Origin of the sequence: Rhodanobacter sp. Root179, assembly GCF_001428465.1 — a bacterium.
GTDB lineage: Bacteria > Pseudomonadota > Gammaproteobacteria > Xanthomonadales > Rhodanobacteraceae > Rhodanobacter.
This window is the reverse complement of the sequence record NZ_LMHR01000084.1, coordinates 14,422-30,312: the sequence shown is the minus strand read 5'-3', so window position 1 is coordinate 30,312 and position 15,891 is coordinate 14,422. Positions and strand designations below refer to the sequence as shown.

The 15,891-nt window shown below is 67.3% G+C and carries 13 protein-coding genes and 1 pseudogene; 10 read left to right on the top strand and 4 right to left on the bottom strand.

What is annotated here, in order from left to right:
- Window positions 1-56 precede the first annotated feature (56 nt).
- Window positions 57-1,706, top strand: coding sequence for a GGDEF domain-containing protein (locus tag ASD82_RS12745; RefSeq protein ID WP_235580708.1), 1,650 nt, complete (start codon window positions 57-59; stop codon window positions 1,704-1,706).
- A gap of 21 nt (window positions 1,707-1,727) precedes the next feature.
- Here the strand turns inward: ASD82_RS12745 and ASD82_RS12740 are convergent, their stop codons facing one another.
- Window positions 1,728-4,490 (bottom strand): M14 family zinc carboxypeptidase, encoded by a 2,763-nt coding sequence (locus tag ASD82_RS12740; RefSeq protein WP_056718274.1) that lies wholly within the window; start codon window positions 4,488-4,490, stop codon window positions 1,728-1,730.
- 178 nt (window positions 4,491-4,668) lie between these two features.
- On the opposite strand from ASD82_RS12740, the gene ASD82_RS12735 reads away from it, so the two are divergent.
- From ASD82_RS12735 to ASD82_RS12715, 6 genes and pseudogenes are all read left to right on the top strand, one after another.
- Window positions 4,669-5,481 (top strand): class I SAM-dependent methyltransferase, encoded by an 813-nt coding sequence (locus ASD82_RS12735; RefSeq protein WP_056718199.1) that lies wholly within the window; start codon window positions 4,669-4,671, stop codon window positions 5,479-5,481.
- 116 nt (window positions 5,482-5,597) lie between these two features.
- Window positions 5,598-5,756 (top strand): annotated as a pseudogene (locus tag ASD82_RS17960) (oxidoreductase-like domain-containing protein); the annotation flags it as partial.
- Window positions 5,757-5,777: 21 nt separating this feature from the next.
- Window positions 5,778-6,548: an arginine deiminase family protein gene (locus ASD82_RS12730; RefSeq protein ID WP_056718273.1), complete on the top strand. Its 771-nt coding sequence runs from the start codon at window positions 5,778-5,780 to the stop codon at window positions 6,546-6,548.
- Window positions 6,549-6,551: 3 nt separating this feature from the next.
- Complete coding sequence (locus tag ASD82_RS12725) at window positions 6,552-7,022, top strand: GNAT family N-acetyltransferase (protein WP_056718198.1); 471 nt, start codon at window positions 6,552-6,554, stop codon at window positions 7,020-7,022.
- A gap of 142 nt (window positions 7,023-7,164) precedes the next feature.
- Window positions 7,165-9,885: an Ig-like domain-containing protein gene (locus tag ASD82_RS12720; protein WP_056718197.1), complete on the top strand. Its 2,721-nt coding sequence runs from the start codon at window positions 7,165-7,167 to the stop codon at window positions 9,883-9,885.
- 89 nt (window positions 9,886-9,974) lie between these two features.
- Window positions 9,975-10,688, top strand: coding sequence for an ion channel (locus tag ASD82_RS12715; RefSeq protein ID WP_056718196.1), 714 nt, complete (start codon window positions 9,975-9,977; stop codon window positions 10,686-10,688).
- 259 nt (window positions 10,689-10,947) lie between these two features.
- Here the strand turns inward: ASD82_RS12715 and ASD82_RS12710 are convergent, their stop codons facing one another.
- Window positions 10,948-11,670: an rRNA pseudouridine synthase gene (locus ASD82_RS12710; RefSeq protein ID WP_056718195.1), complete on the bottom strand. Its 723-nt coding sequence runs from the start codon at window positions 11,668-11,670 to the stop codon at window positions 10,948-10,950.
- 122 nt (window positions 11,671-11,792) lie between these two features.
- Between ASD82_RS12710 and ASD82_RS12705 the strand changes: the two genes are divergently transcribed.
- Together ASD82_RS12705 and ASD82_RS12700 are read left to right on the top strand one after the other, a co-directional pair.
- Complete coding sequence (locus ASD82_RS12705; protein ID WP_056718194.1) at window positions 11,793-12,788, top strand: LLM class flavin-dependent oxidoreductase; 996 nt, start codon at window positions 11,793-11,795, stop codon at window positions 12,786-12,788.
- Between the two features lie 61 nt (window positions 12,789-12,849).
- Window positions 12,850-13,707, top strand: coding sequence for a PA4780 family RIO1-like protein kinase (locus ASD82_RS12700; protein ID WP_056718193.1), 858 nt, complete (start codon window positions 12,850-12,852; stop codon window positions 13,705-13,707).
- Window positions 13,708-13,807: 100 nt separating this feature from the next.
- Here ASD82_RS12700 and ASD82_RS12695 read toward each other — a convergent pair whose 3' ends face one another.
- Together ASD82_RS12695 and ASD82_RS12690 are read right to left on the bottom strand one after the other, a co-directional pair.
- Entirely contained in the window at window positions 13,808-14,242 is a 435-nt protein-coding gene (locus ASD82_RS12695) for an FKBP-type peptidyl-prolyl cis-trans isomerase (RefSeq protein ID WP_056718192.1), read from the bottom strand.
- Window positions 14,243-14,380: 138 nt separating this feature from the next.
- Entirely contained in the window at window positions 14,381-14,938 is a 558-nt protein-coding gene (locus ASD82_RS12690; protein ID WP_056718191.1) for a YaeQ family protein, read from the bottom strand.
- Window positions 14,939-15,002: 64 nt separating this feature from the next.
- On the opposite strand from ASD82_RS12690, the gene ASD82_RS12685 reads away from it, so the two are divergent.
- Window positions 15,003-15,890, top strand: coding sequence for a pseudouridine synthase (locus ASD82_RS12685; protein WP_056718190.1), 888 nt, complete (start codon window positions 15,003-15,005; stop codon window positions 15,888-15,890).
- The last annotated feature ends 1 nt before the right edge of the window (window position 15,891 follow it).

The window sequence follows — 15,891 nt, the reverse complement described above, 5'->3', positions numbered from 1 at the left end:
TCCTGTTGCAGCAGGCTGAGACACAGGCTTGTCCCACCGCGCTCACGAAGCAATGCGTGAGCTTGCTGCGTCGTCTGGATTCGATGGCGGATCAGTTGTCTCCGGAACGGAGGCAGCATCTGCGCTATCTGCAGGCTTGGCAGGCTGTTCTCGGTGGCGATTACCAGAAATCGGATGCGCTCATTGACGGCATCCTGAGCCACTCGCAAGATCCGAACCTGTCGTTGCAGGCCGCGATACTGCAAGTGAATTCCCTGTCGGAGCAGTCCCGCTTCGAAGAGGCCTTCCGCCAGCTGAGCCGATTGATCGTTTCCCTGCAGGATGGCGTGGGTATCACTCCGCGCATGCGGGAAAAGGGCTTTGTAGTGGCATCCTCCCTGTACGCGGACGCTGGCCAGTATGAATTGGCGTCCTATTACGCCAACGAGATATTCAGGCAGGGTCTGGCAATCGACGGCTATACCTGCGTGGACGACCATGCCCGCATCGCGGCTCTGTTCGGCAGTGGCCAGTGGGAGGGCATCGAATCGCTGGTGGCGCAGGGCATCGAGGTCTGCATCAAGGAGGGCAACAGCCTCTACGCCAATGGCATTCGCTATTTCGCGGCCAAGCTGGATGTCAGTCGCGGGCATCCGGAGCAGGCGATCGCCCTGCTGCGGAAGAACTACCCGGCGGCGGAACGCGACGGCTACGCTCCCCAGCTGGCCCAGTTCAACGCCTTGCTGGCTGCCGCTTACTACGAAACCGGGCAACTGCAGCTGGCGCGGGAGTCGGCGCTGGCGGCGATCACGCACGGCACGCACAACCATTACGCCGAATCCATCAGCACGGCCTACCGGATCCTGTATCTGGGTGCCAAGCAGCAGGGTGACTTCGCCTCGGCGCTGGCGTATCACGAAAGGTACATGACTGCCGACAAGGGCTATCTGGACGAGCTCAGCGCGAAGGCGCTGGCGTTCCAGACCGTGCAGCAGCAGGTGGCGGCGAAGAAGCTGCAGATCGACACGCTGAACAAGCAGAACCGGATCCTCCAGCTGCAGCAGTCGCTCGATCGCAGCGCGTCGGAAACCAACCGGCTGTACATCATCCTGCTGCTAACCGTGCTCGGCTTCATCGCGTTCTGGACCTACCGCATCAAGCGCTCGCAACTGCGCTTCATGAAGCTGGCGCGGCGCGACGGGCTTACCGGGATCTTCAACCGGCAGCATTTCGTCAGTTCGGCCGAACTGCAGTTGCAGTATTGCCGCAAGTCGTCGCGGCAGGCCTGCCTGGTGCTGATCGATCTTGACCACTTCAAGGTGGTCAACGACACGCACGGGCATGCGGTGGGCGATCGCGTGTTGAAACGCGCCGTGGCGGCCTGCCAGAAACACCTGCGCTCCACCGACATCTTCGGCCGGCTCGGTGGCGAGGAGTTCGGCATCGTGTTGCCAGAATGCACGCTGGAACAGGCCCTGGGCCGTGCCGAACAGATCCGTGCGGCGATCGCCGACGCGGCCGGCAGCGACGATTCGCTCGCGGTGGCGGTGTCGGCCAGCTTCGGCGTGGCCACCATCGAGCGTTCGGGTTACGACCTCAGGAAGCTGCTGATCGATGCAGACGACGGCCTGTACCGCGCCAAGCGCGAGGGCCGCAACCGGGTCCGCGTCTGCGATGACGCGCAGCCACGCGAGCGTGTCGCCGGCGTGGCGGTCGAGCAGGCCTGAGCCGCTTCCTGCGGGAAAGGCTTATCGCGAAGCGCGCTCCGCCGTCTTGCCCGTCGGCGCATCCAGCCGGTCATGGTTGAGGATGGCGTTGAACACCAGCGGGTAGCTGCCGATGGTTTCGCCGCGCCAGATCGGGTTGCTGGCGAACAGCAGCACATGGCCCTTGCCGTAGCGGGCGTCGACCACGGCGGCGCGTTCGGCGATCTCGTCGCCACCATCGAGCAGGCCGGCGATCAGCAGGTCTTTCGCCGCGGCGTAGCGCAGGATCACCTGCGGTCGCTGGTCCAGCGGGATCACCCACGGGTTGTTGCGCATCTGCTCGGCGTTCAGCGGCATCGGCTGCCATGGCTTGACGTCGGGCAGCGCCGGCGCGGCGGTCGCGGCGCGGCCTTCCGGCGTGTCGGTGTCGTGCGGGCCACCCCGTCCGGTCGGGCGCTGGAAGTTCTTCGCGCTGGGCAGGCCGCGGTCGCCGGTAAGCAGGCTGGATACGCTGAACGACTGTCCGGCCGCGCTGTACAGGGCCAGTTCGTCGCGCATGTAGCTGGCGGCGATCGGACTGCGCCGGTCGACGAACTTCGCCTGCAGCACGCTGCCGACGACCTTCAGCCGACTGGTGGGAACGATCGAAACGCCCGGCGCCATGCCGGTGTCGATGGCGAACTTCGCAGTGCCCTCGGCGGTGACCAGCAGCCCGCCGTCGCGCACGAACTGCTGGAGCCTGGCCAGCCCGCTGCTGCTCAGGCCGGGCCGCATGTCGTCGGTGGCATCGATGCGACCCAGGTTCGGCGTCAGCGCCGTGGTTTTCCACGGCAGCGGGTTGCCCCACATCGGCATGCCGTCGACGATTTCCCGCGCGCTGGCGTCGCCAATCGGGGCGAACAGGATCACGTCGTACTTCGCGTGCAGGTCGCCGATCCTCGCCACATCCTGGGTGCTGATGTAGTCGTACGGCACCTGCAGGTTGTCCAGCGCGATGCGCCACCAACCTTCGGTCTGGGTGCCCAGCCAGGTGTGCATCAGCGCGATGCGGGGCAGCTTTCCGTTGGGCAGATCGATCGCGGCCAGGCCCGTCGGTACGTTGACCGGCTGGCCGACCTGGCTCATCGGCGCCTGCAGGATCGCCGGATCGGTGATTCGCGCCACCTGCACGTCGAACAGGTCGCCCATCGACCAGCCGGTGTCGTCGTAGGGATGCTGCTGGGGGTCTTTCGGCGACCAGTACTGGCGATCCAGCAAGGTGTCGGCGATGCGCGAGTAGGGCTGGTCCATGCGCACCACGTAGCTGCCGGCGGGGAACGTCTGCGTGGCCGGCTTCTTCTGCTGGTCGGCCGGGGCGGGCAGGCTCACGGTGACCGGCGCGCTGGTGCGGCTGATCTCCACATGCTGGCGCTGCAGCACGCGCAGCAACTGGGCGCGCGAGCCGGCGCGCGGATCGCTGGCGCTGAACACGTAGGCGGCGGGCCCGGCCTGCTGCGGCTTCTCGATCGAGCGTTTGGCCTTCAGGTAGAAGTTCTTCAGAAACTGCTGGCCATTGCCGGCGAAATAGTTCAGCGCGGTGAGCAGGCCGGTCTGCTGGTAATTGTTGTTGTTGCGCTGCGACCACAGCACGGTGGGCAGCGGCGGGTTGGGCCGGTACCAGGTGCGCTCGTACTCGGACGGTTCGAGGATGCGCTGCACGGTGTCGGCGCCGCCGTTGCCGAAGGTTTCGTAGAGCCGGCTGATGCCGTTGTGCATGGCCGCGATGAACATCAGGTAGCCCGGGCTCCAGGTGTCGAAGTCGCCGTGGGTGAACACGCCGGGCATGCCCAGCCGGGTCATCTGCTGCACATTGTCCCAGCCGAGCTGCTGCCATTCGCCGGTGAGGATCGGGTCGATCCACGCGTTGTACGGGCCGTCGCCCACCGTGTTGTCGTACAGGAACGGCACGGATTCATGCAGGTCGTGCAGCACCTGGGCATGCCAGCCCACGAAGGTGTCGGCCACGTTGCGGGTGAGCGCCAGCGACATGCCCATCGCATCGCGGTTGTTGTCGTGCGCCACGTAGTGGCCCCAGTACATCAGTCGCGGATAGTTCTGGCCGGGGTGGGCCAGGTGCCAGTTGTACAGGTCGACCATGCGGTCGCGGCCATCCACCTCGACCACCGGCGTGATCAGGGTGATCACGTGCGAGCGGATGTGGCGGATGTATGGCGCCTCGTCCACCGCCAGGCGGTAAGCCAGTTCCATCAGCGCGGTGGGCGAGCCGGTCTCGGTGGAGTGGATGGCGCCGGTGATGTAGTAGACCGGGGTGGACTGGGCGACCAGCTGGTCGGCCTTCGCATCGTCCATGGCTATCGTGCGCGGGTCGGCCAGCTGGGCCAGCCGCGCCCGGTTCGCGTCCAGCCCGGCCAGCAGACTCTCGTCGGCGATCGCCACCGCGATCATCTCGCGGCCTTCCTCGCTCTTGCCGATGGTGAACACCTTGACCCGCGGACTGGCGGCGGCCAGCGCCCGGAAGTAGCGATGGACGTCGGCGCTGTACGGCAGGTAGTTCGGCGCGCCGGCGACATGGCCCAGCACCTTCTCCGGCGTGGGGACGCTGGCGGAAGCGGGCAGGTAGTCGGTCAGCGGCGTGTTGAACGACGGATCGGTGGTGAACTTCAGGATCTGCGCGGTATAGGCCTGGTCGACCGGCTGATCCGGCGCGCGGGCGTAGTCGTTGGCCACGACGGTGCTGGCGGCGTGGGCGGCGAACACGCCGAGCGAGAACAGCACGCCGCATGAGAACCGGATGGTTGTATGCATGATCAGCTTCCCCCGTGGCCGAGGCCGGCCGATTTCCCCACTTTGCCAGAGCGCGCCGGACTGCGGATAGGCCATCAGTCAGGTAGGGATTCGGCTCGCATGCACCGTGCCGGTCGGCACGGGTTCGTGGCGCGAATCGGGTGCACAATCGGCAGACCTCTTGCCATGGAGTAGCGTCATGCGACCGACCGTGCTTGCAACCCTGTTTTGCCTCGCAATTCCCGTTGCCGTTTCGGCCCACGCGCCGAACCCGAACGCGGCCTCGCAAAAGGCCGAGAAGACCGGTATCGACAAGGCCGCTGTGGAGAAGGCTGCTGTGAAGAAGGCTTTGAACGACCCCGCCCGCGCCGCCGACAAGGGCGACGACAACCGCCGCAAGATCGAACAGGTGATGCTGTTCGCCCAGGTCAAGCCGGGCCAGAGCGTGCTGGAACTGGTCCCGGGCAGCGGCTACTGGACCCGCGTGTTCAGCGCCGTGGTCGGGCCGCAGGGTCACGTCTACACGGTGTGGCCGAACGAGATGGGCAAGTTCGACACCGAAAGCCTGGCCAACTGGCAGAAGCTGACGGCCACGCCGCACTACGCCAACGTGGGCATCCTGCAGCAGCCGGCGGCGAAGTTGCAGGCGCCGGCGCCGGTGGACCTGGTGTTCACCGCGCAGAACTACCACGACTTCCATGATCCGTTCATGGGGCCGATGGACATCGCGGCCTTCAATCATCAGGTGTTCGATGCGCTCAAGCCCGGCGGCCTGTTCGTGATCATCGACCACGTCGCTCCGGCCGGTTCGGGACTCGCCGATACGAACACCTTGCACCGGATCGACCCGGCCTCGGTGAAGCAGGAAGTGGAGGCCGCCGGCTTCGTCTTCGACGGCGAAAGCAAGGCGCTGCACAACGCCGCCGATCCGCACGACATCAAGGTGTTCGACAAGTCGATACGCGGCCACACCGACCAGTTCATCTTCCGCTTCCGCAAACCCGCGAAGTGATTGGCGCAACGCGACCTGCTTGAGTTGCGGCGGTGTCTGGCGGCACCATCGGAGCGACACGCCCATTCGCCGATGCCCGCAGGAGCGCCGTGAATTCCGATGAACCCGTCGCACCGGTGACCGATCCGCACGATCCGCCACCGGTGCGTCCGCCCGAGCCTGATGCCGCCGATTGTTGCGGCGAGGGTTGCGTGCGCTGCGTGTACGACGTGTACGACGAGGCGCTGGAGCGTTACGAGCGCGCGCTGGCCGCGTGGCATGCGCGCCATCCGGGACAAGCTAAGGGGCATCGAACCATGTGGATCGCCATGACGCGTGAGGTCAGCCCGGCACTCGGCGATTGCGAGCTGTCGTTCGTCGAACGCGCCGCGATCGACGTGGCGCAGGCCAGCGCGCAGCATCACGCCTACCAGCGCGCGCTGGAAACGCTGGGTTGCCGGGTGATCGCGCTGCCGGCCGAAGCCGATTTGCCCGACTCGGTGTTCGTCGAGGACACCGCGATCGTGCTGGACGAGGTGGCCGTGCTGACCCGCCCCGGCGCCGCGTCCAGACGCGGCGAGGTAGCCAGCATCGCCGCGGCGCTGGGCGGGTGGCGACCGCTGCTGGCGATCGAGGCGCCCGGCACGCTCGACGGCGGCGACGTGCTGCGGCTCGGTCGCACGCTGTACGTAGGCGAATCGGCGCGCAGCAATGCGGCGGGCATCGCGCAGCTTCGCGAATTGCTGGCCGGCCACGGTTACACGGTGCAGGGCGTGCCGACGCATGGCTGCCTGCACCTGAAATCGGCGGTGACCCAGCTCGACGACGACACCGTGCTGTTGCAGCCGGCCTGGGTGAACCGCGCACGCTTCGCCGGTTTCCGGGTGATCGAAGTCGACCCAGCCGAGCCGCATGCGGCGAACGTGGTGCGCATCGGCGACGCCTTGCTGATGCCGGCCAGCTTTCCGCGCACGCGGCAACGCCTGCTCGATGCCGGCTTCGAGGTGACCGCCGTCGACGTCTCCGAGCTGCAGAAAGCCGAAGGCGCGGTGACCTGCTGCAGCCTGGTGTTCCGCGGGCCGGAGTGAGCCGTGGGCATTCGCTACCGGCTCGCCCGTCCGCAGGATGCACTCGCGATCGGCAGGCTCGCGCGCCGGGTAACCCGGCGCTGGATCCTGCCGGAGCAGCCGGCCAGCGCGGCAGCGTCGCTGCTCTACGGCATGGGCGCCCGGGTGATCCGGCGCAAGATCCTGGCCAGCCAACGCTTCCAGCTGGCCTGGCAGGATGGCGAGCGCCTGGTGGGCGTGGCGGCGATGCGCGACGAATCGCACCTGTTCCAGTTCTTCGTCAGCACGCGCCTGCACGGCCACGGCATCGCCCGCCGACTGTGGCAACGCGCGATGGACGATGCGTTCCGCCGTGCCGGCACGCGCCACTTCACGCTGAATTCCTCGGCGATGGCGGTGCCGGTCTACCAGCACCTGGGTTTCGTCTGCAGCGGGCCGCTGAAGATCAGCGACAACGGCCTGGTGACCCAGCCGATGCATCTGGATCGGCCGTGAAGCGGGCGCCCTGACCTGCGGCGATCCGCGAGTTTTTGCGTTGAGCGTCACCGCAACTACGAATTTTGGTCATACCGCGGCAAGCGCCGGTCGCATATAAAACGCGCCGGGGGAATCCTTGCCAACGCGTAGGGATTTATCAATGTCGTGGAACAACAAGATCGTCCGCAGCCTGGTGCTCGCGGGATGCGTGGCCTGTTGGCCGACGCTGGCCGCTCCGCTGCTGCCGGATCACCAGGAATTCGACGCCGCACTGCAGGTGCCGTTCCAGGCGACGGCAGGGCGGGACATCGTGATGCACTTCGAATACCCCGGGGCCAACCCGGGCACGCCGGTGGCGTGGCAGGTCGCGCTGCTCGATCGCGATGGCCAGTCGCTGCGCGAATGGAATGGCGGCTCCGTGCTGCACACGCGCCAGGCGCAGGCCAGCATCCACTGGGACGGCCTCGATGCAGGCCACCAGCCGCTACCCGCCGGCTACTACAGCCTGCGTCTGCGCGCGATCGCGCTGGACGATGACAACGCGCGCCGCATCGGCAGCGGCCTGGCCAGTCGTGCGCTGACGCTGGCCGAACGCCTCGCGCCCGAGGCGATCACCGAGCAACGCCAGGAAATCCAGATCGGCCATGTGCCGGCGGCGGTCATGCCGCACTTCACCGCGCTGGCGCAGCATGCTGCCCCGCAGACCTTCGCGGCCAGCACTGGCGGGCTGCCCTACACGGTCTGGTACGGCGATTTGCACAGCCAGACCAACCACAGCGACGGTGGCGGCGCGCTGGCCACCTGCCACGGCGAGCAGAATCCGCAGAGCAGTGCCTACGGCCCGACCGATGCCTACCAGTACGCGATGGGTCGCGGCCTGGACATGCTGATGACGTCCGAGCACAACCACATGTACGACGGCTCCACCGGCACCAACACGTCGGCCAGCCCGGCCGCCGCGCACAACCTGTTCGCCTCGGGCCTGCAGGCCGCCGCCGCGTTCCGTGCCGCGCACCCGAACTTCCTGGCGATCTACGGCCAGGAATGGGGTGTGATCAGCAACGGCGGCCACATGAACATCTTCAACGCCGACGGCCTGATCGAGTGGGAGAAGAACAGCGCCGGCCAGCTGATCGGCGACTACGAGATCGCCAAGGGCGACTACGGCTCGCTGTACACGCTGATGCGCAGCAAGGGCTGGATCGGCCAGTTCAACCATCCCGCGCAGAGCGGCCAGTTCGTGGTCGGCGGTACCAATTTTGGCTACACCGCCGATGGCGACCAGGTGATGGTGCTGGCCGAAGTGCTGAACAGCTCGGCGTTCTCGGTGAACACCACCGAATCGGAAACCGTGCGGCCCAACTACGAGATCGCCTTCAACACGATCCTCGAACGCGGCTACCACGTGGCGCCGAGTTCGGACCAGGACAACCACTGCGCCAACTGGGGTGCCAGCTTCAGCAACCGCACCGGCGTGCTGATCCCGACCGGCACCGCGCTGAGCCTGGACAGCTTCCTCGACGCGCTGCGCGCCCGGCGCGTGTTCGCCACCGAGGACAAGACCGCGCAGATCGTGCTGACCGCGAGCGGCCACGTGATGGGCGAACGCTTCGCCAACAGCGGTCCGCTGACGCTCGACGTGAACTACGCCAGCACTTCCGGCCAGACGGCGCAGCACGTGGAGCTGTTCGAGGGCGTGCCCGGCAGCAATGGCAGCGTCACCAGCCTGTCCGAGACGGCCACGACCACGGTCACGCCGGCGGCGGGCGAGCATTTCTATTACGCCAAGATCACCCAGGCCAACGGCCTGCGGCTGTGGTCGGCGCCGGTATGGGTGACCGAGGGTTCCGGTGGTGGCGGCGACACCACGGCGCCGACCGCGACCGCCAGCGAGAACGGCAGCAGCGGCAGCATCAGCTTCACTGCCAGCGCCAGCGACAACGTCGGCGTGACCCGGGTGGAGTTCTACGTGGACGGCGCGCTCAAGGCCATCGATGCCAGCTCGCCGTACAGCGCCACGCTCGACTCGACCACGCTGGGCGACGGCACGCATGCGCTGATCGCCAGGGCGTATGACGCGGCCGGCAACGTCGGCAGCAGCAGTCCGGTCAGCTTCAGCGTGTCCAACGGCAGCGGTGGCGACAGCACCGCCCCCACGGTGAGCGCCTCCGAAAGCGGCAGCAGTGGCAGCATCACGTTCAATGCCACCGCCAGCGACAACGTCGGCGTGGCACGGGTGGAGTTCTACGTGGATGGCACGCTCAAGGCCACCGACGCCAGCTCGCCGTACAGTGCGACGCTGGACTCGACCACGCTGGGCGACGGTACGCATGCGCTGATCGCCAGGGCGTACGACGCCGCCGGCAACGTCGGCAGCAGCACGGCCGTGGCCTTCAGCGTGTCCAATGCCACCAGCACGCCCGCGCAACTGATCGCCAACGGCGGCTTTGAAGGCGGAACGACGGGATGGACGCAAACCAGCGGCGTGATCACCAGTGACAGCAGCGAGCCTGCCCATGCCGGCAGCTGGAAGGCGTGGCTGGACGGTTACGGCAGCAGCCACACCGACTACGTGCGCCAGCAGTTCAGCATTCCCGTCACCGTGGCCCATGCCACGCTGAAGTTCTTCCTGCACGTGGACACGGCCGAGTCGGGCAGCACCGCGTACGACACGCTGCAGGTGCAGCTGATCACCTCGACCGGCAAGTACATCAACCTGGCCAGCTTCTCCAACACCAACGCCGCCAGCGGCTACCAGCAACACACGATCAGCCTGGATGCGTACAAGGGGCAGACCGTGCAGGTCAATTTCTACGGCAAGGAAGACGGCAGCCTGGCGACTTCGTTCGTGATCGACGACGTGGGCGTCGAGGCACAGTGAGTGTGCACATGGCGGGAAGCGCAAGCTTCCCGCCATGCTCGCGGCTGCGGCTACACTGCATCGGGTCGACGCCGTGCAGGGAACGAGGGATGAGTGACATCGACGCGACCGGGACCACCGGCAAGCTGATCCGCTACGCGCACCTGCGCTGGCTGGTGCGCATCCTGCGGCACCCTTCGGCGGTGCTGTTGCTGGTGCAGCTGATCGGGCTGCTGCTGTACCCGTTCATCGAACACACCCGTCCGGCCCGCGCACTGTTCGGCGCGTTCGGCGTGCTGGTGCTGTGCCTGGCGATCGCGATGGTGCAGCGTACGCCGGGGCGGGTATGGGTCAGTGCGGCCATCGCGGTGCCGGCGGTGCTGTTCAACGTGCTCGACCTGACACTCGGCCTGCCGGGGCTGAAACCCTGGTGGGCGGCGCTGGAGTCGCTGTTCTATTTCTACGCGGCGATCTGCCTGATCCGCTACATGCTGGCGGACCGGCGCGCCACCAGCGACGAGCTGTTCGCGGCCGGCGCCACGTTCACCCTGCTGGTCTGGGCGTTCACCTATCTGTTCGTGCTGTGCCAGACCCTGCAGCCGGGCTGTTTCGCGGCGGCGGTGAATCCGGATGCGCCGCGCAGCTGGACCGAGCTGCTGTTCCTGAGCTTTGCCCTGATGTCCAGCACCGGCATCGGCGACGTCATTCCGGTCACCGTGCACGCCCGTGCGGTGGCCAGCCTGGAGATGTTCGTGGGGGTGATGTACATGGCGCTGGTGGTGTCGCGACTGATCGGACTGACCCTGTTGCGCAAGGGCGAGTAGCGACAGCGACAGATGCGCCGGGCGAGGTGTCCCGGCGCAACCGCAGTGACTCGCGGTCCGCCGGGGCAGCGGGCGCTTACTTGCTGTTCTTCTTCTTTTCCTGCTTGGCCGCCTTTTTTTCCTTCATGGTCTTGGCCGGTTTCTTCTTCTCGTCCTTCTTTGAATCCATGCCCTTGCTCATGTTGCTCTCCGCGATGTGGATGGTTGGCAGTGACGCATGGGCAAGTCTAAGCCGTTCTGCCGGTTCCGGGCAGGGTGCTCAGATGCGATCGTCGGGGGCCAGGTAGCGCCATTGCCCCGGCGGCAGTTTCGACAGCGGAATGCGCCCCACCCGCAGGCACTTCATCGCCAGCACCTTGAGGCCAACCGCGTGGCACATCGGCTCGATCCGGCTCGCCGACATCCGCTTGAAGGCGAAGCGCAGGCGCTGCTCGCTCTGCCAGCTGACCTTGATCGGCGGCATCGCGTAGTTGTTGAAGCTGAGGCCGTGGTTGAGCAGGGCCAGGCCGTTCTCCTTCAGCGTGCCGCTGACCTCGACCACGAATTCCTGCTCGATCCGGTCGATGTCCTCGGTGAGCTTGCGGCTGACCCGCCAGTCCTGGGTGAACACCAGCAGGCCGCTGGCAGCGGTGGGCAAGGCCAGCGGCGCGCCGAGGCCGTGCATGTGCCGCTGCAACGGCCGCACGCCGGAAGCGTCGTCGGCCCATCGGGTGGCCGGCGTGACCAGCGCGCGGGCCGGGTTCGGGCCGTCGCCCGCGTCGTAGCCGGCCGGCTTGTGCAGCACCAGGGTGACTGCCTCCAGCGGCGCCAGTTTGGCAGCCGGGTCGATCTCGACGCTCTGCGTGTCGACCATGAACTGCGGTTCTTCCACCACGATGCCGTCGACCCGCACCCAGCCGCCCTCGATGTACTGCTCGGCCTCGCGGCGCGAACATTGCGCCAGCGCGACGACGCGCTTGGCCAGGCGGAGGGATTCGGTCATCGGGCATGCCAGCGGGTGAGGGTGGGCCATTGTAGGCCGGCTTCGGCGCGGGAAATCGGCGGCTGGCAATCGGCGCCGGATGTCCCCACATCGAAGTCATCCGTTTTGGCATGAGTCACGACATGATCCCGTTTTCCATTCTCGACCTGGCCCCGGTGACCGAAGGCAGCGACGCCAGCCAGGCGTTCCGCAACACGCTGGACCTGGCCCGCCTGGGCGAACAGCTGGGCTATCGCCGCTACTGGCTGGCCGAGCACCACAACATGCCCGGCATCGCCAGCGCCGCGACGGCGGTGCTGATCGGCCACGTGGCGGCGGGCACCTCGACCATCCGCGTCGGCGCCGGCGGCATCATGCTGCCCAACCATTCGCCGCTGCAGGTGGCCGAGGCGTTCGGCACGCTGGCTTCGCTGCACCCGGGCCGGATCGACCTGGGGCTGGGCCGTGCGCCGGGCACGGACCAGGCCACCGCGCGTGCCTTGCGCCGCTACTTCGATGGCGCGGACAGCTTTCCGCAGGATGTGCTGGAACTGCTCGCCTATTTCGAGCCCGCCGTGGCCGGACAGCAGGTGCGCGCCGTCCCCGGCGCGGGCGTCGAGGTGCCGGTGTGGCTGCTCGGCTCCAGCCTGTTCAGCGCGAAGCTGTCGGCGCAGCTCGGCCTGCCGTTCGCGTTTGCCTCGCACTTCGCGCCGGACGCGATGGACGAGGCGCTGGCGCTGTACCGGTGCGATTTCCAGCCCTCCGCCCGCCTGCAGCAGCCGTACGCGATGCTGGGCCTCAACGTGGTCGCCGCCGACAGCGATGCCGAGGCGCGCCGGTTGTTCACCACCCAGCAGCAGAGCTTCATCAACCTGCGTCGTGGCCGGCCGGGGCTGATCCCGCCGCCGATCGACGACATCGAGGCGTACTGGACGCCGCCGGAAAAGCTGATGGTGGAGCGCGCGCTGGCCTGTGCCGTGGTCGGCGACGCGGCCACGGTGGAACAGGGCATCGCCGCCTTCATCGGGCGGCACCGGCCGGACGAACTGCTGCTGACCGCCAACGTGTTCGAGCACGGGGCGCGGCGGCGTTCGTTCGAGCTGGCGGCCGCGGCACGCGATCGTCTGCAGGCCGCATGAGTCCCGGGGCGCCAATCGGCCATAATGGGCGTTGTTCTCCCATCGCGAAGCTCTTCCACGCATGAAAACCCCCAAGGGCCTGCAGGACCTGATCGACGAAGGCGTGATCGATCAGGTGCTGCGACCGCTGAAGAGCGGCAAGGAAGCCTCCGTCTACGTCGTCCGCTCGGGCGAGGACATTCGTTGCGCCAAGGTCTACAAGGACATGGCGCAGCGCAGTTTCCAGGCGCGCGTGCAATACCAGGAAGGCCGCAAGGTGCGCGGCAGCCGGCAGATGCGCGCGATGGGCAAGGCCACCAAGTTCGGCCGCAAGGAGGCCGAGGCCGCCTGGAAGAATGCCGAGGTCGACGCGCTCTACCAGCTCACCGCCGCCGGCGTGCGCGTGCCCAAACCCTACGGCTATTTCAGCGGCGTGCTGGTGATGGAGCTGGTCACCGACGCGGAGGGCTACTCGGCGCCGCGGCTGGGCGAGGTGGAACTGTCAGCCGACACCGCCCGCGAGTACCACCGCTTCCTGATGCAGCAGGTGGCGCGGATGCTGTGCGTGGGCCTGATCCACGGCGACCTTTCCGAATACAACGTGCTGGTGGGACCGGACGGCCCGGTGATCATCGACCTGCCGCAGGCGGTCAGCGCCTCGGGCAACAACAACGCCCGCACCATGCTGCGGCGTGACGTGGGCAACATCAGCATCAGCCTGTCGCGCTTCGCGCCGGAGCTGCTGGACACCCACTATGGCGAGGAGATGTGGGCTCTGTACGAACTGGGTGAACTGCACCCGGACAGCGAACTCACCGGCCACTTCGAGTTCGACGAGACCATCGCCGACGTGGACAGCGTGATGCAGTCGATCATCGATGCGCGCGAGGAAGCGATCATCCGCCAGCAGGGGCGCGAGGCCGCGGCACAGGAAGACTGAGCTTCGCGGCGTAGGGCGGGCACTGCCCGCCGCTCTTCATTCCGCGCATGACGCAAGCAAAAAGCTGGCGGGCAGTGCCCGCCCTACGCCTGTGGGGGCGTCAATGCGTGCTGACGTCGACCAGTTCCACGTCGAACACCAGCGAGGCGTTCGGCGGGATGTCGCCACCGGCGCCGCGCGCGCCGTAGCCGAGCTCGGCGGGAATCAGCAGGGTGCGCTTGCCGCCCACCTTCATGCCGGCCACGCCCTGGTCCCAGCCGTCGATCACGCGGCCGGCGCCCAGCGGGAAGTTGAACGGCGCGCCGTGGTCGTACGAGCTGTCGAACTTGGCGCCGTGCTTGTCCTTGGCGCTGTCGTCGTAGAGCCAGCCGGTGTACTGCACCAGCACGTCCATGCCGGGCTTGGCCTCGGCACCGGTGCCGACCCGGGTGTCGATGATGGTGAGCTTGTCGACCTTGCCGCTGGCGTGCGCCGGAGGCGGCGTGCTGCAGGCGGCGAGGGCGAACACGGTGAGCAGGGGCAGCAACCAGCGCATGGGTGACTCCGGGAAGGTGGATGGAAAGGGACAGGGTATTACGTGTCCAAGAGCTTGTGGCGACGTGGACCCCACCCCGACCCTCCGCCGCAGGGCAGGGCAGGGAATCCGGCGTTTTTTGGCTTCGTGACAGGCGGGTCAGCTCACCAGTTCGGCGGCGACCATGCGCTTGAACGGCTCGACGGCCACCGCGTCGGCATCGTTCATCAACTGCAACTGGCCGTCCTGGATCAGCGCCTGCAGGCGCATGCCACGCTGCAGCAGTGCCACCAGTTCGGCCACCGTGGCGACGGGAATGTCCAGCACGGTGAGGTTCTTGTTGCGGGCCAGCGCGCTGGCGTTCTTGTTCCACCAGATCTCCGCCGCGTTGCCGCCGTAGTTGATCACCACCACCTGGCGCGAACGGCCGCAGGCCTTGCGGATGCGCGTCTCGTCGGGCTGGCCGACCTCGATCCACAGCTCGATCTCGTCGGTATACGCCTTGCGCCACAGCGCCGGTTCGTCCTCGTCGCTGATGCCCTTGCCGAACTCCAGGCGATCCTCGGCATACAGCGCGAACGCGAGCAGGCGCACCATCAGGCGCTCTTCGGTTTCCGACGGATGCCGCGCCAGGGTCAGCGCATGGGTGGCGTAGTAATGCCGGTCCATGTCGCTGACCTGCAGTTCGACTTTGTAGATGGTGGAGTTCAGTGCCATGGGCGTACCTGGAGACAACAAGCCGACCATTGTACGCGCCGGGCAGCACCTACACTGTGCGGGCATGAAGTCGCCCACGCCCAGCTTCACCCGTGACGCCCGCGCCAGCACGGTGCACCTGCCGCCGGGCCACTGGGCGACCGTGCTCGACGCGCTGTGTACGCACTTCGCCGCGATCAGCCGCGCGCAATGGCTGGACCGCATCGAACGCGGACGCGTGCTGGATGGGCAGGGCGGCGCGATCACGCCGCAGACGCCGTACCGGGCGGGGCTGCGCATCCACTACTACCGCGAGGTGGCGGATGAGCCGGTGATCCCGTTCGGCGAAACCGTGCTGCATGTGGACGAGCACCTGGTGGTGGCCGACAAGCCGCACTTCCTGCCGGTGACGCCGGCCGGCGGCTTCGTCGAACAGACCCTCCTGCGCCGGCTGGTCCAGCAACTGGACAACCCCGCGCTGGTGCCGCTGCACCGGATCGACCGGCTCACCGCGGGCCTGGTGCTGTTCTCAGCCAACCCGGCCAGCCGCGCCGCGTATCAGGCGCTGTTCCGCGAGCGGCGCATCGACAAGCGTTACGAGGCACTGGCGCCGGCCTTGCCCGGGCTGGCGTTTCCGCACCTGCGGCGCTCGCGCATCGTTGCCGGCGAGCCATTCTTCCGGATGCGCGAGGCGGCGGGCGAGGCGAACAGCGAGACGCGCATCGAGGTGATCGAACAGGGCGCCGGTGACTGGCGTTATGTGCTGTTCCCGCGGACCGGAAGGAAGCACCAGTTGCGCCTGCACATGGCCGCGCTGGGGGCACCGATCAGCGGCGATCCCCTGTATCCGGCGCTGGCCGAGCCGGCCGCCGACGATCACCTTCGGCCGCTGAAATTGCTGGCGAAGGAGCTGGCGTTCGTCGATCCGTTGTCCGGACAACCACGGCACTTCGCGAGCGTCCTGGCGCTATAGG

What these genes read in the sequence shown, in the direction of transcription:
- ASD82_RS12740 (WP_056718274.1), bottom strand. Translation starts at nt 4,490, where the DNA reads ATGCATACAACCATCCGGTTCTCATGCGGCGTGCTGTTCTCGCTCGGC.
- ASD82_RS12735 (WP_056718199.1), top strand. Translation starts at nt 4,669, where the DNA reads ATGCGACCGACCGTGCTTGCAACCCTGTTTTGCCTCGCAATTCCCGTT.
- ASD82_RS12730 (WP_056718273.1), top strand. Translation starts at nt 5,778, where the DNA reads ATGTGGATCGCCATGACGCGTGAGGTCAGCCCGGCACTCGGCGATTGC.
- ASD82_RS12720 (WP_056718197.1), top strand. Translation starts at nt 7,165, where the DNA reads ATGTCGTGGAACAACAAGATCGTCCGCAGCCTGGTGCTCGCGGGATGC.
- ASD82_RS12715 (WP_056718196.1), top strand. Translation starts at nt 9,975, where the DNA reads ATGAGTGACATCGACGCGACCGGGACCACCGGCAAGCTGATCCGCTAC.
- ASD82_RS12710 (WP_056718195.1), bottom strand. Translation starts at nt 11,670, where the DNA reads ATGACCGAATCCCTCCGCCTGGCCAAGCGCGTCGTCGCGCTGGCGCAA.
- ASD82_RS12705 (WP_056718194.1), top strand. Translation starts at nt 11,793, where the DNA reads ATGATCCCGTTTTCCATTCTCGACCTGGCCCCGGTGACCGAAGGCAGC.
- ASD82_RS12700 (WP_056718193.1), top strand. Translation starts at nt 12,850, where the DNA reads ATGAAAACCCCCAAGGGCCTGCAGGACCTGATCGACGAAGGCGTGATC.
- ASD82_RS12695 (WP_056718192.1), bottom strand. Translation starts at nt 14,242, where the DNA reads ATGCGCTGGTTGCTGCCCCTGCTCACCGTGTTCGCCCTCGCCGCCTGC.
- ASD82_RS12690 (WP_056718191.1), bottom strand. Translation starts at nt 14,938, where the DNA reads ATGGCACTGAACTCCACCATCTACAAAGTCGAACTGCAGGTCAGCGAC.
- ASD82_RS12685 (WP_056718190.1), top strand. Translation starts at nt 15,003, where the DNA reads ATGAAGTCGCCCACGCCCAGCTTCACCCGTGACGCCCGCGCCAGCACG.